This window comes from Arthrobacter sp. QXT-31 (genome assembly GCF_001969265.1).
In the GTDB taxonomy this organism is placed as follows: domain Bacteria; phylum Actinomycetota; class Actinomycetes; order Actinomycetales; family Micrococcaceae; genus Arthrobacter.
Window position 1 is genome coordinate 501627 of the sequence record NZ_CP019304.1, and the last position, 20513, is coordinate 522139.

The 20513-nt window shown below is 64.7% G+C and carries 14 protein-coding genes and 2 rRNA genes; 4 read left to right on the forward strand and 12 right to left on the reverse strand.

Annotated elements, in window-relative coordinates; translation table 11 throughout:
- The first annotated feature begins 70 nt into the window (after window positions 1-70).
- On the forward strand, window positions 71-1210 hold the full coding sequence (locus BWQ92_RS02395) for a bifunctional 2-methylcitrate synthase/citrate synthase (protein ID WP_076798072.1): 1140 nt from the start codon (window positions 71-73) through the stop codon (window positions 1208-1210).
- Between the two features lie 105 nt (window positions 1211-1315).
- Here the strand turns inward: BWQ92_RS02395 and BWQ92_RS02400 are convergent, their stop codons facing one another.
- The 10 genes from BWQ92_RS02400 to BWQ92_RS24140 all read right to left on the reverse strand — a co-directional run bounded on the left by BWQ92_RS02400 (window position 1316) and on the right by BWQ92_RS24140 (window position 11301).
- Window positions 1316-1807: an 8-oxo-dGTP diphosphatase gene (locus BWQ92_RS02400; protein WP_076798073.1), complete on the reverse strand. Its 492-nt coding sequence runs from the start codon at window positions 1805-1807 to the stop codon at window positions 1316-1318.
- A gap of 88 nt (window positions 1808-1895) precedes the next feature.
- Window positions 1896-2936 (reverse strand): site-specific tyrosine recombinase XerD, encoded by a 1041-nt coding sequence (xerD, locus tag BWQ92_RS02405; RefSeq protein WP_076803458.1) that lies wholly within the window; start codon window positions 2934-2936, stop codon window positions 1896-1898.
- Window positions 2936-3598: an NUDIX domain-containing protein gene (locus BWQ92_RS02410; RefSeq protein ID WP_076798074.1), complete on the reverse strand. Its 663-nt coding sequence runs from the start codon at window positions 3596-3598 to the stop codon at window positions 2936-2938. Before BWQ92_RS02410 ends, xerD begins: the two co-directional genes overlap by 1 nt.
- Before the next feature lie 32 nt (window positions 3599-3630).
- Window positions 3631-5385, reverse strand: coding sequence for a CTP synthase (locus BWQ92_RS02415; RefSeq protein ID WP_076798075.1), 1755 nt, complete (start codon window positions 5383-5385; stop codon window positions 3631-3633).
- A gap of 108 nt (window positions 5386-5493) precedes the next feature.
- Entirely contained in the window at window positions 5494-7233 is a 1740-nt protein-coding gene (gene recN / locus BWQ92_RS02420; RefSeq protein WP_076798076.1) for a DNA repair protein RecN, read from the reverse strand.
- A gap of 3 nt (window positions 7234-7236) precedes the next feature.
- Window positions 7237-8262 (reverse strand): NAD kinase, encoded by a 1026-nt coding sequence (locus tag BWQ92_RS02425; protein ID WP_076798077.1) that lies wholly within the window; start codon window positions 8260-8262, stop codon window positions 7237-7239.
- 13 nt (window positions 8263-8275) lie between these two features.
- Window positions 8276-9088, reverse strand: a complete 813-nt coding sequence (locus tag BWQ92_RS02430; protein ID WP_076798078.1) for a TlyA family RNA methyltransferase — start codon at window positions 9086-9088, stop codon at window positions 8276-8278.
- Between the two features lie 2 nt (window positions 9089-9090).
- Complete coding sequence (locus tag BWQ92_RS02435; protein ID WP_076798079.1) at window positions 9091-9414, reverse strand: hypothetical protein; 324 nt, start codon at window positions 9412-9414, stop codon at window positions 9091-9093.
- Window positions 9415-9426: 12 nt separating this feature from the next.
- The gene (locus BWQ92_RS02440) at window positions 9427-10416 is read right to left on the reverse strand and encodes an HAD-IIA family hydrolase (protein ID WP_076798080.1); all 990 of its coding nucleotides are present in this window, start codon (window positions 10414-10416) and stop codon (window positions 9427-9429) included.
- Window positions 10417-10422: 6 nt separating this feature from the next.
- Window positions 10423-11301, reverse strand: coding sequence for a hypothetical protein (locus BWQ92_RS24140; protein WP_236783081.1), 879 nt, complete (start codon window positions 11299-11301; stop codon window positions 10423-10425).
- A gap of 36 nt (window positions 11302-11337) precedes the next feature.
- Here BWQ92_RS24140 and BWQ92_RS24145 point away from each other — a divergent pair, with 36 nt between their 5' ends.
- The 3 genes from BWQ92_RS24145 (at window position 11338) to BWQ92_RS02455 (ending at window position 16688) form a co-directional block, all read left to right on the forward strand.
- A complete protein-coding gene (locus BWQ92_RS24145; RefSeq protein ID WP_236783082.1) occupies window positions 11338-12303 on the forward strand; it encodes a hypothetical protein in 966 nt (321 codons plus the stop codon).
- 308 nt (window positions 12304-12611) lie between these two features.
- On the forward strand, window positions 12612-14525 hold the full coding sequence (locus BWQ92_RS02450) for a cytochrome c oxidase assembly protein (protein WP_083706201.1): 1914 nt from the start codon (window positions 12612-12614) through the stop codon (window positions 14523-14525).
- 198 nt (window positions 14526-14723) lie between these two features.
- On the forward strand, window positions 14724-16688 hold the full coding sequence (locus BWQ92_RS02455) for a multicopper oxidase family protein (protein ID WP_236783083.1): 1965 nt from the start codon (window positions 14724-14726) through the stop codon (window positions 16686-16688).
- An 84-nt stretch (window positions 16689-16772) separates the two neighbouring features.
- Here the strand turns inward: BWQ92_RS02455 and rrf are convergent.
- Window positions 16773-16889, reverse strand: a 5S ribosomal RNA gene (gene rrf / locus BWQ92_RS02460).
- A gap of 164 nt (window positions 16890-17053) precedes the next feature.
- Window positions 17054-20181: ribosomal RNA gene (locus BWQ92_RS02465) — 23S ribosomal RNA — on the reverse strand.
- Window positions 20182-20513: the final 332 nt, after the last annotated feature.

The window sequence follows — 20513 nt, forward strand, 5'->3', positions numbered from 1 at the left end:
CGCCCACATCCCCGCAGGACCACCGGCCGGTCCGGCCGGTTATCGGACGCAAGGAACGAAGGAGTTCAGCATGGCTGACGTAGAGATCAAGAAGGGCCTCGACGGCGTGGTGGTCGACTACACCGCTGTCTCGAAGGTCAATCCCGACACGAACTCACTGCTGTACCGCGGCTACCCTGTCCAGGAGCTCGCCGCCAGGTGCAGCTTCGAAGAGGTTGCTTACCTGCTGTGGAACGGCGAGCTGCCGTCTTCCGGCGAGCTGAGTGATTTCACGGCCCGCGAGCGGGCGGGACGGCGGCTGGATCCCGTGGTCAAGCAGGTGGTTGATGCCCTGCCGGTGACGGCCCATCCGATGGATGTGTGCCGCACCGCCGCATCAGTGATGGGCGCCCGCCATGAGCTGGCGGAGGATTCCTCCCCCGAGGCCAACATGGCCAAAGCACTGGACCTGTTCGCCGCCATGCCGGCCGTGGTGGCGTACGACCAGCGCCGGCGGCGCGGCCAGGACCTCATCGAGCCGCGGGACGACCTGGGCTACTCGGCCAACTTCCTCTGGATGACGTTCGGCGAGGAAGCGGTGGCCGAAGTGGTGGAGGCCTTCAATGTCTCCATGATTCTTTACGCCGAGCACTCCTTCAACGCCTCCACCTTCACCGGCCGCGTCATCATGTCCACCCTGTCGGACCTCCATTCGGCGGTGACCGGCGCCATCGGCGCGCTCAAGGGGCCGCTGCACGGCGGAGCCAACGAGGCCGTCATGCACACCTTCGACGAGATCGGGATCCGGCCCGAGGAGTCGCTCGAGGAGGCCGCCGTCCGTGCCAAGGCCTGGATGGAGGACGCCCTGGCCCAGAAGAAGAAGGTCATGGGCTTCGGGCACCGGGTCTACAAGCACGGCGATTCCCGCGTGCCCACCATGAAGGCCGCCCTCGACAAGATGATTGCCCACTTCGGCCGGCCCGAGCTGCTGGGCCTGTACAACGGGCTCGAATCGGCGATGGACGAGGCCAAGGGCATCAAGCCGAACCTGGACTACCCGGCCGGCCCGACCTACCACCTGATGGGCTTCGACACGAACATGTTCACGCCGCTGTTCGTCGCCAGCCGCATCACCGGCTGGACCGCCCACTTCATGGAGCAGCTGAACGCGAACTCGCTCATCCGCCCGCTGAGCGCTTACAACGGTCCGGACGAACGGCACGTCCCGTAACGGGTCGCCCATAAAGCGCACGACGCCGGAAATGGACGACGCCGGGCCGGTCACCTTTTTGGTGGCTGGCCCGGCGTCGTCCATTTTCCGCCAGGGAACTGGCGGTTACACGCCCCGGAAAGAATATTCGGCCGACGCCACGGTCTCGTTGTCGTCGTTCAGGGTGATGACGGCATCGACGACGCTTCCGGCCAGTGCCAGGGGCAGCCAGTGTTCCGCATCCTGCCACATGCGTTCCAGGGGAAGGGCGGAAACCAGGAACCACTCCGGAATGATCTCGGAGCTCTCGACGGGATCACCCGTCCACCGGCGGGTGGTGAAAAGACGGGTCGACATGTTCCAGTCGGGGCGGGCAGGAAAGACGAATTCCACTGTTCCCGCGTCGGACAGGTCTTCTTCGAGGACGACGACGCCGGCCTCCTCCAACACCTCCCGGCACGCCGCCTGGGCGTCGGTCTCGCCAACCTCCACATGGCCGCCGAGCCCGACGATCTTGCCTGTTCCGAAGCCGGTCCTCTTCAGGCCAAGGAGCACCTCCGGCCCTGCTTCCGGGTGTTCCCGGAGGAGAAAGCAGAGGGTAACGGGCACGGAGGTCATGCAGACCAGCCTAGCGGTGCTGCCGCTATCCGCAGTTCCATCCCAGGGCCAGGATTTATCCCCAGGCCCGGGTTTACCCAGCGCCGGTTTATCCCAGGGCGCGGGGATGCGCCGCGGCGTAGACTTCCCGCAGCGTGTCGGCCGTGACCAGGGTGTACACCTGGGTGGTGGTCACCGAGGCATGCCCGAGCAGTTCCTGGACCACGCGGACATCCGCTCCCCCTTCGAGCAGGTGGGTCGCAAAGGAGTGGCGCAGGGTGTGCGGGGAAACATCCTTGCTGATCTGGGCCTTGTCCGCCGCCGCCTTCAGGATGGTCCACGCGCTTTGCCTGCTGATGCGCCCGCCCCTGGCGTTGAGGAACAGCGCAGGGGTGCCCTTGCCTTTCCCGGCGAGCAGCGGGCGTCCCCGGACCAGGTAGGCGTCAAGGGCACGGGCGGCGAACGAGCCGAGGGGCACCATCCGTTCCTTGGAGCCCTTGCCGAACAGCCGCACGATGGCCGGGCCGGATTCGGCTGCCTGCACGGAGAGGTCGTCCACGTCCAGCCCTACGGCCTCGCTGATCCGAGCCCCGGTGGAGTACAGGAACTCCAGCAGCGCCCGGTCCCGGAGGCCAGTTGCAGTGTCGGTGCCGGCGGCTTCCAGGATCCTGGTGACCTCGTCCACGGTGATCGCCTTGGGCAGCCGTTTGCCGGGCATTGGCGGGTGGACATCGCTGGCGGGGTCCGCCGTCGTCGTTCCTTCCAGCGCCCAAAAGCGGTGCAGTCCACGGACCGCAACTACAGTCCGCGCCGCCGACCGCACCCCGAGCGGGGTGCCGCCGTCGGCGCCGTCAGAGAGCGCCTGGGCAAAGCCCGTCACGTGATGGCGGGTGATGTCAGCCGGGCTGCTGAGTCCCTGCCCGGCGAGGTAGGCGGAATAGCGGGCGAGGTCGCGGCGGTAGGCGGAAAGGGTGTTCGCGGCCAGGCCGCGTTCGACGCCCATGTGCTGAAGGTAGTCGGTCACGCCGCGGTCGATCGCGGTGCGGGGCCGTGCCGATGGTGCGGTGTCCGTGCCCGGTGTCAGCCTGGGTGCCGGCGTTTCCGCCTCGGTCGCCGGAGTATCCTCCGGTGCCGCCGTGTCCGCGGACATCAGCGCTGGCTGGGGTGTGCCGGCCACTCGGCGTCGCCCGGCCGTAGTCCATTGAAGCCGTCCGCCTTGGCGGCGGCGGCAGCGAGGATTCCGACGACGGCCGACGGGTTGTGCAGGCTTCCATCCAGGACCGCGGAGACAGCGTCCTCCAGCGGGATCCAGTGCAGTTCGATTTCTGCCTCTTCGTCCGTGCGGACGTGCAGTTCGTGGTGCGGGACCTCGTTGAGTCCGCGGGCGAGGTAAATGCGGATAGCCTCGCTGGAGGAGCCGGGCGAGTTGAAGAAGTCCACCAGGACATTCCACTTGCTGGCGATCAGGTCCGCTTCCTCGGCGAGTTCACGTGCGGCGCCCACCAGGAAGTCCTCGCCCTCGATGTCGAGCAGGCCCGCGGGAATCTCCCACAGGTCCATGCCCACGGGGTGACGGTACTGCTTGATCAGCAGCACTTCGCCGTCGTCGTTCATGGGGAGCACAGCGACGGCACCGGGGTGTTCGATGTAGTCCCGGACCAGGGGGTCGCCCTCGGCGGTGAGCTTGAAGCTGTCGCTGACTACGTCCCAGATCCGGCCGTTATAGACCCGCTCACGGGAGAGCAGACGGCGCGGGCTCGGCGCATCCGAAACCTGCCGGCCAGCAGGGGTGACTTCAGAATTACCGGGCATCGCGCCGTCCTTACTCTATGGGTGCTGTGAATCTATTCTGCTGCGGCTTCGCCGGTGGCGGCCGCGGCGGGTTCGAACGCGTTCGCGGCGCTGCCGCTCTGGTGGTCCAGGGCGGCCTTCACCAGTCCGGCAAAGAGCGGGTGCGGCCGGGTGGGCCGTGAGCTCAGTTCGGGGTGCGCCTGGGTGGCCACGTAGTAGGGGTGCACCTCGCGGGGCAGCTCCACGTATTCCACCAGCTTGCCGTCCGGAGACGTGCCGGAGAACACCAGGCCCTCGGCGGCAATCTGCTCGCGGTACTTGTTGTTCACCTCGTACCGGTGGCGGTGCCGTTCGCTGACGGTGGTTTTGCCGTAGGTCTCGGCGATGACCGAGCCCTCGTCCAGCTTGGCTTCGTACAGGCCAAGGCGCATGGTGCCGCCGAGGTCGCCGCGGCCTTCAACGAATTCCAGCTGCTCTTCCATCGTGGCGATGACGGGGTACTTGGAGTCCGGCTCGAACTCGCTGGAGGAGGCACCCTCGAGGCCGACCACGTTGCGGGCGTATTCGATGACCATGCACTGCAGGCCAAGGCACAGGCCCAGGACGGGCAGCCGGGACTCGCGGGCAAACTTCAGGGCGCCCAGCTTGCCTTCCAGGCCGCGGATGCCGAAGCCGCCCGGCACGCAGATCGCGTCCACGCCTTCGAGGGAGCGCACCGCACCCTCGTGGGTTTCGCATTCGTCTGAGGGCACCCAGCGGATCTTGACCTTGGCGTTGTTGGCAAAACCGCCGGCGCGCAGGGCCTCCGTGACGGAGAGGTAGGCGTCCGGGAGGTCAATGTACTTGCCCACGAGGGCAATTTCGACCTCGTGCTTGGGGTTGTGGACAGCTTCGAGGAGCTTGTCCCAGCTGGTCCAGTCCACGTCCTTGAACGGCAGGTCCAGCGCGCGGACGATGTACGAATCCAGGCCCTGCGTGTGCAGGGTCTTGGGGATGTCGTAGATGCTGGGGGCGTCGGCGGCGTTAACCACGGCGTCGATGTCGACGTCGCACATGCGGCCGATCTTCTCGCGCATGGCCTCGGGGACTTCGCGGTCCGAGCGGATCACGATGGCTTCCGGCTGGATGCCGATGGAGCGGAGGGCGGCCACGGAGTGCTGCGTGGGCTTGGTCTTCAGTTCCTGCGAAGGACCGATGTACGGCACCAGCGAAACGTGGAGGAAGAAGACGTTGGTCCGGCCGATGTCCTGGCGGACCTGGCGGGCGGACTCGAGGAAGGGCTGGGACTCGATGTCGCCAACGGTCCCGCCGATTTCCGTGATGATGACGTCCGGGGCATTCTTGCCCTCGGCGGGAAGCCGCATCCGGCGCTTGATCTCGTCGGTGATGTGCGGGATGACCTGGACGGTGTCACCGAGGTATTCGCCACGGCGTTCCTTGGCGATGACCGTGGAGTAGACCTGGCCGGTGGTTACGTTGGCCGAACCCTCGAGGTTTTCGTCGAGGAAGCGCTCGTAGTGTCCGATGTCGAGGTCGGTTTCAGCACCGTCGTCTGTGACGAAAACCTCGCCGTGCTGGAAGGGGTTCATCGTGCCCGGATCCACGTTCAGGTAGGGATCGAGCTTCTGCATAGTTACAGACAAGCCGCGTGCCCGCAGCAGGTGTCCGAGGCTGGAGGCCGTCAGTCCCTTGCCTAGCGAGGACGCCACACCACCGGTGACGAAGATGTGCTTTGTCTTGGACGAGCCCGGGAACCGGGAATTTACACGGGAATTTGATCGCTGCACCACGGAATTCGAGCCTATCATCAATTGCGCCTTCCACGGGTCGGGTATGCGTCCCCAAAGGCTTCAGTTTTCCCTGTCCAGGCGCTTCCGGCAAGGGCAGCCGGGAGCGCCACGTTGGTCCGGCCGGGCTTACGCCTGCTGGGGCAGGAGCTTTGCGTCGTCCAGCAGCTCCTGGGCGTGCGCCTGCGCGGTTTCGGAGTCCTCCTGGCCTGCCAGCATCCGTGCCAGTTCCTTGACGCGTTCAGCCTCGTCGAGGAGCTGGACGTCGCTGGAGGTGAATCCCTTGGCGGTGGAGCCGTCGGAGCCGCGCACCGAGTTCTTGGTCACACGGATGTGCTGGTCGGCGAAGGCCGCCACCTGAGGCAGGTGCGTCACCACCAGGACCTGGACATGGCGGGCCAGCATGGCCAGCCGCCGGCCGATCTCGACGGCGGCACGTCCGCCCACGCCGGCGTCGACCTCGTCGAAGACGAACGTGGGCACCGGATCAACAGCAGCCAGCACCACCTCGATGGCCAGCATGACCCTGGAGAGCTCGCCGCCGGACGCGCCCTTGCCCAGCGGCCGGGCGGGGGCGCCGGAGTGCGGCTGCAGCAGGAACGAGATCTCGTCACCGCCGTGGGGCCCAAGCTGGGCGGCGGGTTCGATCGTGATCACCAGGGTGGCGTCAGCCATGGCGAGTGCCTTCAGCTCGGCGCTGACCCGGGCGGAAAGGTCCTTGGCGGCCTTGGCACGGACCTTGCTGATGGCTGCGGCCTGCTTCTTCAGCTCAGCCCCGGCCCTGGCCACCTCGGCTTCCAGGTTTTCGATCCGGGTGGAGTCACCCTGCAGTTCGTCAAAGCGTGCCCGGGCGGTCTCCGCCCATTCGAGCACCTCATCGATGCTCGGGGCGTACTTCCGGACCAGCTTGGCCAAGGCTGCACGGCGTTCCTCGATCTCTGCCAGCCGCTCCGGCCCCTCCGAATCCAGCCCAGCCTGGTAGCTGGCCAGTTCGGTGGCGATGTCGTTGAGCAGAAACCCCACCTCGGCGAGGCGGGCGGCCGCCGACCCGAGTTCCTCGTCGTGTTCGGCCACGTGCTCCAGGGTGCGCTTGGCCGCATCCACGAGCGACGTGGCGTCTCCGGCTTCGCCGAAGTCCTCGGCAATGAGGGCCTGGTGTGCCGTGGTGGCGGCGATCCGCAGTTCCTCGACGTTGGCCAGCTTCACGGACTCGGCCTTCAGGGCCTCGTCCTCCCCCGGCTGCGGGTCGATGGCGTCGATCTCCGCCAGCGCGGCTTCAAGGGACTCGGCCTCGCGGAGACGCTCGCGCTCCGCGCTGCGCAGCGAGTCCAGCTCTGCCTGGCTGGATTTCCAGGAGCTGTAGAGGTCCTGGAATGAGGCGAGCGTGGACGCCAGCCCATCCCCCGCGAACTTGTCGAGGGCCTCGCGCTGTGCCGCGGCGCCTTTGAGCCGGATCTGGTCCGTCTGCCCGTGCACCACCACCAGCGACTCGCCGATTTCGGCCAGCACGCCCACGGGGGCAGCCCGCCCGCCGAGGAACGCCCGGCTGCGTCCGTCGGCACCCAGGCGCCGGGACAGCAGCAGTTCCGCGCCGCCGTCGAACTCTTCAACCTCGGCACCGGCGTCCCTGGCGCGTTCCAGCGCGAGGTGCCCGGACTGAAGCTGCACCACCGCTTCGGCGGAGGCGCTCTTGGCGCCGCTGCGCACGGCGCCGGCGTCCGACCGGGCTCCCAGCAGCAGCCCGACGGCGGTGACCACCATGGTCTTGCCGGCACCGGTCTCGCCGGTGACCACGCTGAGCCCGGGGCCCAGCGGCAACGTGGCGTCGGTGATGACGCCGAGATCTCGGATTCTCAGTTCTTCAAGCATGGTTCACTTTTCAGTCGGAGGATCGGATTCTGAACCGGGTTCGTATGGCCGGAGGCCTGAGGGCGGCGCCATGGTCCGGGGTGTGCGGACGATCGGGACGGGCCCCGTGTGGATCTGCTCGGACTGCGGCACGGGGCCACGCCAGCCATGGATGGGGAGTTCGAACTTGCGGACCAGCCGCGCCGAGAACGGGGTCTGGTGCGTGCGGGCCAGGCGGACGGGCGTGGCGGACCGGGTGACCTCCACGCGGGCACCGGGCGGCAGGTCCACGGAGCGCCTGCCGTCACACCACAGCACGCCCAGGGCGTCCGTCCGGTTGAGGACTTCGACGGCCAGCCGGGACCGCGGCGAGACCACCAGCGGTTTGGCGAAGAGGGCATGCGCGCTGATGGGCACAATCAGGAGGGCCTCCACCTCCGGCCACACCACCGGGCCGCCGGCAGAGAACGCGTAGGCGGTGGATCCCGTGGGCGTCGCGAGCACCACGCCATCGCAGCCAAAGGAGGTCAGCGGGCGCTCGTCCACTTCGGTGACCAGTTCGAGCATGCGCTCCCGGTCGCCTTTTTCGATGGCGGCCTCGTTCAGGGCCCACGTGTGCCAGATCTTCTGGCCGCGGACCCAGACCTGGACGTCGATGGTCATGCGCTCCTCCACCGTGTATTCACGGCTGGCGATCCACTCGACTGTCTGGGCGAGGTCCGCACGCTCGCTCTCGGCGAGGAAACCGACGTGGCCGAGGTTGACGCCCAGCAGCGGCACGTCCTCTTCACGGACCAGTTCGGCCGCCCTGAGAATGGTCCCGTCGCCGCCCAGCACCATGACCAGTTCGACGTCGGGAAGCTGGATATGGTCGTGGAGGATTTCGACGGGCTGCTCCATCTGCCCGAAGAAGCCCTCCATGTCGCTCAGCTCGGACTTCTGCATGACGGGGATGATGCCGGAGGCGTGGAGCTGGGCGCACGCCTCCCAGGCCGCCTTTAGGGATTCCTCGCGGCCGGTGTGGGCAAGTACCAGTACACGCCTGCTCATCGCGTTCCGCTCTCTAGTGGTTCGGCCAGATCTTTCCCAGCAACGCAGCCACGGCTGCGTCCCGCTCTTCGATCTTAGGCAAGTCTTCGGACATTCTTTGCGTTATCCACAGGAAGTATTCGACATTTCCGTCCTGGCCCGGCAAGGGGCTGGTGGCCAGCCCCCGCAGTTCCAGTCCGGCGTCGAGCGCCGCCCCCGCCACTTTACCGACAGCCAGCCGCCGTTCGCGTTCCGAGGTGACCACTCCCGTGCGGGCGAGCCGCTCCTTGCCGATCTCGAACTGTGGCTTGACCATGAGGACCAGGTCGCCGCCCGGGGCGGTGCACGCTGCCAGCGGGGCCAGCACCAGCGTCAGCGAAATGAAGGACAGGTCAGCGACCGTGACCTCGGCCGGGCCGCCGATCTGGCCGGGCTCCATGTAGCGGACGTTCATCCCCTCATGCACACTGACGCGCGGATCGCTGCGGAGCTGCGGCACCAGCTGGCCGTGCCCGACGTCGACCGCCACCACGTGCGCGGCACCCCGCCGGAGCAGGACGTCAGTAAAACCACCCGTGGAGGCGCCGGCGTCAAGGCACCGTTTGCCTTCGACGGCGACGGCGGGGAACGCGTCGAGCGCTCCGGCCAGCTTGTGGCCGGCCCGGCTGACGTACGCGTCCGCCGCATCTTCGGCAACGCTCAGTTCACGGTCATCGCCCACCTGGAGCGACGCTTTGGCCAGGACATCGCCGCCGGAAGTCACCTTGCCCTCGGCGATGAGCCGGGCGGCATGCGTGCGGGAGCGCGCCAGTCCCCTGCTGACGAGCAGTTGGTCGAGTCTGGGCATGGTCAGGCAGCACCCGGGCCGGGACGCGGCGCACCGTGCTGCTGCTGACCGTGCTGCGGCTGACTGTGCGGCGGCTCTTGGTTCAAGGCTTCAAGCAGGGCGTCGTGCATGCCGGCATAGGCGGCCTGGTGCTCCGAAACCGGCAGCCCGGGAACGTCGCGGACCCGTTCCAGGATGGCAAGCACCGCGGGATCGGCGGCTGCGGCATCCGAGGAACCGCTGCCGGACACCGCCAACTCCGGCCAGACAGTGTCTGAAACTGCTGTGTCTGAAACTGCAGTGTCCACAGCTGCAGTGTCCGACTCGTCGTTACTCAACTCGGGCATGGCACCAGTCTATTAATCCAGCCATTCGAGCTCGGGAGCCGTGGGGCTGTCGGCCTCGGGCCTGGCCGTCCACCATGCCGCGCACGCCGCACGCCACGAATCGAGATTGTCCTTGGCACCGGTGATGCGGATGGCGTCGCCTTCCACGGTTGCCGTGGCGTTCCCGCAACGGAACGTCCCGCCGTCGTTATCAATCTCCGGATACGGCTCATACAGGCCGGTCAGGTCATGGATGATGTAGCGGGGCCGCTCGTCCGTCTTGGCGGCCAGCATGGTTTCCAGGGTGTCGATGCCTGTCAGCACGGCCACAGTGGCAAAGCCGGCCCGGTTGCCGCCCAGGATGTCGGTGTCGAGGCGGTCGCCCACCACCAGCGGACGGTCGGACGAGAGCCGCTTGGCCGCGGCGTGGAACAGCGGAGCTTCCGGTTTGCCGGCGACGAGGGGTTGCCGGCCGGTCGCTGCCGCCACTGCGGCGACCAGGGATCCGTTGCCGGGCGCGGTTCCCCGGGACTGCGGAAGAGTCATGTCGGTGTTCGTCGCAACCCACTGCACGTCGCCGTCAGCCAGGACGAACGACGCTTCGGCGAGTTCCTTCCAGCCGATCGCCGGGTTGAAGCCCTGCACGACCGCCACCGGCTTCTCCTCGGCGCTGTGCACCGGCTTCAGGCCAACAAGCTCAACCTCGTGGGCCAGTGCCGGGCTGCCCGTAATCAGCACGGCGGCGCCTGCGGGAAGCAGGGACGCCAGCAGGTCAGCCCCAGCCTGGGAGGAGCTCACCACCTGGTGGTCCTCGGCGGGGGCACCAAGCTCGCGCAGGTGGGCAGCGACCTGTGCCGGGGGACGGGAGGCGTTATTAGTGACGTAACCGAGGCCGACGCCGATCCCGGCCAGCCGCTGCAGGGAATCGACAGCGCCGGGGATGGCGTGCGGACCTCTGTAGACAACACCGTCCAAGTCAGCAAGCAGGGCATCGAACCGCGAAATCAGTTGTTCATCGTTCATGGCGGACTAGTCCTCCGAGCCGTTCTGGCGCCCGTCGGCGTCCTGGTGTTCGGTGTGTTCATCGTCCTCGTCAGGCTCTGCGGAATACTCGTCAGACTCTGCATCGTCGGATTCGAAGTAGTCCGCTTCCGCGTCGTCGATGTTTTCCTCCGCCGCGTCCGCCGAGGGACGCTGTGCAGCAGCTTCCTCCCCGGCGCTGACAGCGGTGGCGGCCTCGTTGCCGGAAGACCCCGTGCCGGCCTGCGCGGCCGTGCCTGCGGCCTGCGCAATCCGCTTCCGGCGTTCGGCTTCTTCGCGGGCTTCCTCTTCCTCATCCCAGCCGAGGTCGATGATGTCCGGTTCCTCGGCCATGCCCTGCCCCAGGGCTTCTTCCGCCACGACGGCCTGCCGCTGCCACTTTCCAGCCTCGTCTTCACGGCCGACGGCGGTCAGCGCGTCAGCATAGGCGCGGAACAGGCGCGGGCTGTAGGAAAAGGCACGGTTGATGTCCAGCTGAGGGATCTCCAGCTCCGCGACGGCGGCGTCCAGCTGGCCAAGGTCCGCGCGGGCACCGGAGGCGACAATTGCCAGCTCCACCTTGCCGGGGGCGTCCAAGTCCTGGGCCTCCTCGGAACGGACGACGTCAAGGGCGCGGTCGGGCCGGCCGAGGCCGCGTTCGCAGTCGGCCATCACGGGCAGGTGGACGTTTGAACCGCTGATCCGCCGGTAGGTGCGGAATTCGCGCAGGGCTTCGCCGTAGTGTCCGGCTGCGTACGCCGTGAGACCGACAGCCTCACGCACGGCGGCCAGGCGGCCGCCCCGGCGGCTCGCGGCGAGGGCGTGCTGGAAAGCCAGTTCGGGCTCTTCATCAAGGAGCCGTCCGGCCATCACCAGGTGGCGGGCCACCCATTCTGCACTCTTCGATTCCAGAGTCTTGATCTGGTGCTGCGTGGCGCGGTCGAGTTCCTTGCCCGTGACGTCCTCGTCGATCTCGGGCGAACGCTCACGGTCCGGACGGTTGGCGCTACGGAGGTCGCGGGCGTTGGGAACCCGGGCGGGGCGGTCCTCTGCCCTGTCACGGCCGTACTGGCGGGGACCGGAGTCGCCGCGGTCAAAGCCCCGGGGTGCACGGTCCTCACGCGGTCCTCGGTCCTGTCGATCTGCACGGTCGCCGAAGGGGCGGCGGTTTTCTCCACCACCAAAGCTGCGGCGGTCGCCGTCGCCCTCACGACGCGGACGATCACCAAACGGCTTACGGTCACGATCACCAAACGGCCGGCGCTCACCACCACCTTCAAAGCCGCGGCGATCACCACCCCCAAAACCGCGCCGGTCGCCGTCGCCATCCCGGCGCGGACGATCACCAAACGGCTTACGGTCACGATCACCAAACGGCTTACGCTCGCCACCACCAAAACCGCGGCGATCACCCTCGCCCTCACGACGCGGACGATCACCAAACGGCTTACGGTCACGATCACCAAACGGCTTACGCTCGCCGCCACCAAAACCGCGGCGATCACCCTCGCCTTCACGGCGCGGACGATCACCAAAGGGCTTACGGTCCCGGTCACCAAAGCTGCGCCGGTCGCCGTCGCCCTCACCACGCGGACGATCACCAAACGGCTTACGGTCACGATCACCAAACGATTTACGCTCGCCGCCACCGAAACCGCGGCGATCACCCTCGCCCTCACGACGCGGACCGTCTCCATACGGCTTACGGTCACGGTCACCGCCGAAACCACGGCCATCACGGGCGCGGAAGCCCCGCGGATCGCCGCCGGAGTTATTGGTCCCCCTAAACGGGCCCCCCTGCCGTCCCCGGTTGCTTCCCGAGTTGCCCCCGTCGTTTCCGCCGCGGTAACCGCCGCCCTTGTGCTCAGCCATGGTGGATTCCTCCTGTAGTGAGCCGACCACTGGCGCGATGTGCAGCCGCTCTTATCCGTGTTTGGTTGTCTTGCGCGACCCGTGATGAAGCATCCGGTGTCCGCATATCTCTAGCAATTCTAGGTGAGAGCCGGCGCCAGCTACCAACGGCGAAGGCCTTCCACGGGCCGGCGTGTGCATCCTCACAGACCGCAGGCCGCTCCACCTGCTGCGGCCCGGGGCGGCTATTCGCGTCTGACCGGCGCGGGCAGGTACCGGCCACCCCACAGGGAAAATCCAAGGAGGCGTGGCAAAACTGGCCCCGACAGCATCGCCTAGGGGGAACCATGAATAAATCACGGACGAAGCCGGTGGCCGCTGCTGCCACAATCCTTGCCTGCGGGCTGCTGGCACTACTGGTTGCCTACTCGACCGAGGCAGGCCAGGAAGCAGCACTCCTGGACCGGACCGGCGCAGCGGTCATCTGGGGGCTGCCGGTTGCCAAACTTGTGTTCAATGCTGCGGCCGCGGGCACGCTCGGGCCGCTGGTCCTTGCCCTTGTTGCCCTGCCTCCAAACGGACAGGCGTATGCGAAATCGCTAAGCCTTGCCGGAATTTCTGCAGTGCTTTGGACGGTGGCGGCCGCCGTTAACAGTGTTCTGACGTTTCACTCGCTGGCCAACCTGCCCCTGTTCTCCGATGGTTCAGGGGCCATCTTCATTAGCTACCTGACGGACGTCGACGCAGGCAGGCGAAGCGCCCTGACCGTCCTGATTACCGCCATCGTGGCGCTTCTCTGCTTCGGCGTCCAAAGCCAGCGGGCGGTGGTCCTGACTGCGGTACTTGGCTCCACAGCCCTGTTTCCCCTGGCCCTGAACTCCCATGCTGCCGGCGGCGGCGGCCACGCCGACAGCACGGTTTCCGTGGTGATGCACATGGCCGCCGCCGCCGTCTGGGTCGGCGGACTGGCTGCCCTCGTCCTCCTGCGGCGGTTCCTCGGCGCCGACCTGTCCACCGCGGTGCGGCGCTACTCGACGTTGGCACTGCTGTCCTTCGTTGCCCTGGCTGTTTCAGGCGCAGCGGCTGCGTGGGCAGGGGTCGGCACTGTGGAAGGACTGGCGAGCCCGTACGGCTTCATATTGGTAGCTAAAACCGTTGCCCTCGTGGGCCTCGGCGCCTGCGGAGCACTGCACAGGAGGTGGGTCCTTGGAAGGCTGGAGGCTGCGCCCGGCAAGGGACCGGCTCTCTTCATTGCCCTGGCCGTCACCGAGCTCGCCGTCATGGCTGCCGCGTCAGGAATGGCTGCGGCGCTAGCGCGCACCCGGCCGCCAAGCGTTGTGCAGGGAGCACCAGCTCCGGAAACCGTGCGGGTGCCGGGCTTCCTTGATGTGTTCAGCAACTGGAAGCCGGACCCCCTCTGGATAGTTGCGTGCGGCCTCGCGGTCATCCTGTATGTCGCCGCCATTCGGCGGGTGCGGCTGCAGGGCGGGCACTGGCCTCTCCACCGCACAGCGACGTGGGGGGTGGGAATCACGCTCCTGTTCCTGGTGACGAACGGAGGAATCCGGGTTTACCAGGAGTACTTGATCAGCACACACGTCCTGACACAGATGCTCCTCATGGCAGTCGTTCCGCTCCTGCTGGTTTCGGGTGCACCGCTCACCCTGGCCAGGCTCGCCGTGCGCCCGAGGCCTGACGGGACGGTCGGGGCGGCCGTGGTACTTGATCTGGCGCTTCGTCCGGTCAGGGCCGCTTCGTCGGCGCCGTACGTTCCGGCCGCCGTGCTGGCGGCAGTGCTTGCGGTGCTGTACTACACGCCTCTGTTGGAATATTCATCGCGCACGCAGTTCGGCTATCAGGCGATGGCGCTGCTGGCCCTGTTCTCCGGCTGCCTGTTCTTCGCGTCCCTTGCCCACAGTCCTGGCGGCACGCCTGCCGCCTCGCTGGCCACGCAACTGGTCACCTTGGCTGCAGTGGCCGGACTCTATGCAATGCATGGCTGGGCCCTCGCCCAACAGGCGGACCAACTGCCGGACTCCCGGCGGGAGGCATGGGTGGTCGCTGCGAGCCAGCCCTGGGACCAGCCGGTTCTGGCAGTTGTGGAGCCCGCCGGCGCTGCCATGTGGATGGTGGCGGGCTGCTCCCTGTGCGCAGCCGCGGTGGTACTGCTTCGGCGAGTTGGTCAGCGCCCCTCCGGGAGCCCCGGGAAACACCGGGATTCGGCGCCCGCCCAAGACCTTGTCATGTCCCCGGAAAACTGACTACTCGGGGCCACCCAAGAAGGTCGGCTTGGCCCCTATCTCTTTTCAAGGTTTCCGCAGGGTAGGTAGTACACCCTTCAACTAAAGCATTTGGATTTATCAAAGATTTGGGGAGGTTCGGCCGTGTCAGTATCACGCCGTCAGGCATTGCAAATAGGTGGAGTCGGAATCATCGGCGCCTTCGGGTTGGCTGTCCCGTTGACTTCGGTCAACGCAAAGTCGGCCAGTCTGCTGGCGTCCCGCAACATGCCGAGGCCCTACCAGCGGACCCTTCCCATTCCGGAGGTGCTCAAGCCCAAGAGCACGACGGTGGACCCGGACGGCCACAAGCGGCACCTGTACCAGATCGAACAGAGGGCAGCCTTGGCGAATATCGTGCCGGGCCTCAGCACTCCCATCCTCGGCTACAACGGAACGTTCCCGGGACCCACCATCAAGGTGAACAAGGACGAACGCATCACCCTGGAAATGGACAATGTGCTGCCGATGTTCCACCCGCAGTGGGGGTACCGGCTGGACACCTCTACCCACCTGCACGGATCAGCTTCCCTGCCGCAGTACGACGGATACGCCAACGACCTCACCGGGCTGGGCTACTGCAAGGACTACCAATACCCCAACTTCCAGCCGGCACGGACACTGTGGTACCACGACCACGCCGTGCACAACACCGCCCAGAGCGTCTACTCCGGCCTGGCTGGCCAGTACCACCTGCATGACGAGGTGGAAGGCAACATACTTCCCCAGGGCAAGTTCGACGTGCCGCTGACGATTTCAGACGCCATGTTCGCGGCCAACGGCCAGCTCGGTTACAACGACAACACCCATTCAGGCCTGTGGGGCGACGTCATCCTGGTCAACGGGGCACCATGGCCGGTGATGAAGGTCCAGCGCCGGATCTACCGCTTCCGCATCCTCAATGCCTCCATCGCGCGCTCGTACCGTTTCTCCCTCAGCACCGGAGATGCAGTGACCATGGTCGCGACGGACGGAGGACTGATGCCGACCGCGCAACAGGTCACGTCCTGGCGGCAGGCCGGCGCGGAACGCTATGAGATTCTCATCGACTTCTCGAAGTACCCCGTCGGCAAGCGTGTGGAACTCCGCAACCTGTCCAACAAAAACAATGTGGACTACGACTACACGGGCCGGATCATGGCCTTTGATGTGACCAGCGAACCAGTGGACACATCCGGCCCGGGCGCCCGCGTACTGCCGACGCTGCTCGCCGCCAGCGGCACGATGAGCCTGAAAACGTCCCAGTCCGTGAAGACCCGGCACATGCGCGTGAAGCGGGATCTCGAGACCTGGACCATCGGCGGCATGACGTGGGACGAAGTTGTAAAGAGCGGCTACCGGAAGGTCCTCGCTGATCCGGACCTCAACGATGTGGAAATCTGGGAGATCGAAAACAGCTCGGGCGGCTGGTTCCACCCGGTCCACATCCACCTCGTGGACTTCCAGATCCTCAGCCGCAACGGGAGGGCGCCCTTCCCCTACGAACGCGGACCCAAGGACGTGGTCTACGTGGGCGAAGGCGAGACGGTCCGGTTGCTCATGAAGTTCGAGCACCACCGGGGCCGGTACATGATCCACTGCCACAACCTGCCACACGAGGACCATGACATGATGGCCCAGTTCAGCGTTGGCATAGACACCAACGAGGACGACCCCAACCACCCGATTGATGCTGTCCGCCCGCACCTGATTGGCGAGGCACCGGCTTCTGGCGGGACCACCCAGCCGACCGAGACGGCCAGCCCCGAAGCCACGGAGAGTGCAGCACCTATTCAGTCCGCTGCCCCGGTGACCACGGAGACGGCTGCGCCCGTAACTACGGTGCCCACCCAGTCGGCAGCCCCGGTGACCACCCAGCCGGCCACGCAGACAGACGTTGTCACCATCACCACAGCACGGCATCGGCTGGGGAAGGACATCACCTTCGCGGGAACATCCAAGTACTCGGGCACGGCAACGGGCGGGACGGTGACGCTCTACGACGTCACTCCCGGACGCGCGGCTACCCGCATCGGAGCCACCACCATCAACTCCCTGGGCAGCTGGACCTGGACAACCAAGCCCGGCCCGTCGCGGCAGGTCACCATGGTCAGGGCGGACTCGAGCCGCGGCGGCACGGCCACGGCCTCGGTGCGTACCAGTTAGGCGGTTTAGATTCGCACCGTTAGGTGTTTTAAATGCGGGAGAGCCCCGACCAATTGCTTGGTTGGGGCTCTCGACCTAATGGTTGTCCGGCGGTGACCTACTCTCCCACACCCTCCCGGGTGCAGTACCATCGGCGCTGTGGGTCTTAGCTTCCGGGTTCGGAATGGGACCGGGCGTTTCCCCCACGCTATGACCGCCGTAACCCTGTTACCCGGACCCCCTGGCGTGTGCCGGCGGGGGTGGGAAGACTGTGGTTACCAACTTGTGGTGACGTATTCAGTTATCTTTGGTTCCTGCCAGGCAAACCCGGGGGGTTTGTTGGTTGGGAACCACATAGTGGACGCAAGCAGTTGTGTTTCTTGTGAGGGGTCAAGTTGTTGGCCTATTAGTACCGGTCAGCTTCACGAGTCGTTAGTCCTCGCTTCCACATCCGGCCTATCAACCCAGTGGTCTGGCTGGGGGCCTCTCACACAAAAAGTGTATGGAAATCTCATCTTGAAGCGAGCTTCCCGCTTAGATGCTTTCAGCGGTTATCCCATCCGAACGTAGCTAATCAGCGGTGCACTTGGCAGTACAACTGACACACCAGAGGTTCGTCCGTCCCGGTCCTCTCGTACTAAGGACAGCCCTTCTCAAATTTCCTGCGCGCGCAGCGGATAGGGACCGAACTGTCTCACGACGTTCTAAACCCAGCTCGCGTACCGCTTTAATGGGCGAACAGCCCAACCCTTGGGACCTACTCCAGCCCCAGGATGCGACGAGCCGACATCGAGGTGCCAAACCATGCCGTCGATATGGACTCTTGGGCAAGATCAGCCTGTTATCCCCGAGGTACCTTTTATCCGTTGAGCGACGGCCATTCCACAATGTACCGCCGGATCACTAGTCCCGACTTTCGTCCCTGCTCGAGATGTCTCTCTCACAGTCAAGCTCCCTTGTGCACTTACACTCGACACCTGATTGCCAACCAGGCTGAGGGAACCTTTGGGCGCCTCCGTTACTTTTTAGGAGGCAACCGCCCCAGTTAAACTACCCATCAGGCACTGTCCCTGACCCGGATTACGGGCCGAAGTTAGATGTCCAAAGTGACCAGAGTGGTATTTCAACGATGACTCCACCCGAACTGGCGTCCGGGCTTCAACGTCTCCCACCTATCCTACACAAGCCACTCCGAACACCAATACCAAACTATAGTAAAGGTCTCGGGGTCTTTCCGTCCTGCTGCGCGTAACGAGCATCTTTACTCGTACTGCAATTTCGCCGAGTTTATGGTTGAGACAGCGGGGAAGTCGTTACTCCATTCGTGCAGGTCGGAACTTACCCGACAAGGAATTTCGCTACCTTAGGATGGTTATAGTTACCACCGCCGTTTACTGGGGCTTAAATTCTCAGCTTCGCCCTGAAGGGCTAACCGGTCCTCTTAACCTTCCAGCACCGGGCAGGAGTCAGTCCGTATACATCGTCTTGCGACTTCGCACGGACCTGTGTTTTTAGTAAACAGTCGCTTCCCCCTGGTCTCTGCGGCCCCGATCCCCTCCCGGCAGCGTGTGCCGTTCAAGGTTGGGGCCCCCCTTCTCCCGAAGTTACGGGGGCATTTTGCCGAGTTCCTTAACCATAATTCTCTCGATCGCCTTAGTATTCTCTACCTGATCACCTGTGTCGGTTTGGGGTACGGGCGGCTAAAACCTCGCGCCGATGCTTTTCTAGGCAGCATAGGATCACCGAATCCCCCCTTTACGGGAGTCCCGTCAGATCTCAGGCACATGAACAGCGGATTTGCCTACCGTTCGCCCTACATCCTTGGACCGGGACAACCATCGCCCGGCTCGGCTACCTTCCTGCGTCACACCTGTTAATACGCTTGCCTCCCAGGATCAGGTCCCGCGCTCCACCAAAACCCTTCCGTCCAAAGGACGGTCAGGCAGGTCTCGGGCGGTTAGTATCCCCTGTTCAACATGGGCGGTTTTTCGCCGGTACGGGAATATCAACCCGTTGTCCATCGACTACGCCTGTCGGCCTCGCCTTAGGTCCCGACTTACCCAGGGCAGATTAGCTTGACCCTGGAACCCTTGATCATCCGGCGGACGGGTTTCTCACCCGTCTTTCGCTACTCATGCCTGCATTCTCACTCGTGTAGGCTCCACCGCTGGTTTACACCGCGACTTCACCGCCCACACGACGCTCCCCTACCCATCCACACTCCTGAACCACAAAGGCTTAGAACATGTGTGAATGCCACAACTTCGGCGGTGTACTTGAGCCCCGCTACATTGTCGGCGCGGAATCACTTGACCAGTGAGCTATTACGCACTCTTTTAAGGATGGCTGCTTCTAAGCCAACCTCCTGGTTGTCTGAGCAACTCCACATCCTTTCCCACTTAGCACACGCTTAGGGGCCTTAGTTGGTGGTCTGGGCTGTTTCCCTCTCGACTATGAAGCTTATCCCCCACAGTCTCACTGCTGCGCTCTCACTTACCGGCATTCGGAGTTTGGCTGACGTCAGTAACCTTGTAGGGCCCATTAGCCATCCAGTAGCTCTACCTCCGGAAAGAAACACGCAACGCTGCACCTAAATGCATTTCGGGGAGAACCAGCTATCACGAAGTTTGATTGGCCTTTCACCCCTACCCACAGCTCATCCCCTCCATTTTCAACTGAAGTGGGTTCGGTCCTCCACGACGTCTTACCGTCGCTTCAACCTGGCCATGGGTAGATCACTTCGCTTCGGGTCTAGATCACGCCACTGCAACGCCCTGTTCAGACTCGCTTTCGCTACGGCTTCCCCACACGGGTTAACCTCGCGACGTAACACTAACTCGCAGGCTCATTCTTCAAAAGGCACGCCGTCACAACTACAAGGCTGCTCCGACGGATTGTAAGCACACGGTTTCAGGTACTGTTTCACTCCCCTCCCGGGGTACTTTTCACCTTTCCCTCACGGTACTGGTCCGCTATCGGTCATTAGGGAGTATTTAGGCTTATCAGGTGGTCCTGACAGATTCACACGGGATTTCTCGGGCCCCGTGCTACTTGGGATACTCATCAAAGGCGGTGCACAGCATTACGGTTACGGGGCTAACACCCTCTACGGCCGGCCTTTCAAGACCGTTCACCTATACCAGCACCCTCACCTCCCCGGTCCGGCAGAACCAGGACAACAAGTCCCACAACCCCGCCCATGCAACGCCCGCCGGCTATCACACATGGAAACGGTTTAGCCTGATCCGCGTTCGCTCGCCACTACTAACGGAATCACTGTTGTTTTCTCTTCCTGCGGGTACTGAGATGTTTCACTTCCCCGCGTTCCCTCCACGCACCCTATGTGTTCAGATGCGGGTCACCAGGTCACTCACGCGCCTGGCGGGGTTTCCCCATTCGGACACCCTGGGATCACAGTCCGGTTATCGACTCCCCCAGGCTTATCGCAGATTCCTACGTCCTTCTTCGGCTCCTAATGCCAAGGCATCCACCGTGTGCTCTTAAAAACTTGACCACAAAGATCAAAAACATTTTCTCGAGAGAACCACAGAAACCAACCACACACCCACAAGGGCATCCGGCCAGATCCAGGTTCTAATATCTTGGAAATTGCTTCTTATACAAGATGCTCGCGTCCACTATGTAGTTCTCAAACAACAACCCCGTACCACACACCCACACACACCAGTGCGTGCGTCGGTGCAGCCAGGAAACCAGAAACAAACAACCCGGGAAAGAACAACCCCTCCCGGCCCTGTTGCCTCAGGACCCAACAGTGTGCCAAACACCAAACCAAACAACCCCCGCCCCGCCGTTCCAGGACAGCACCCGCAAAGGCACCGACCG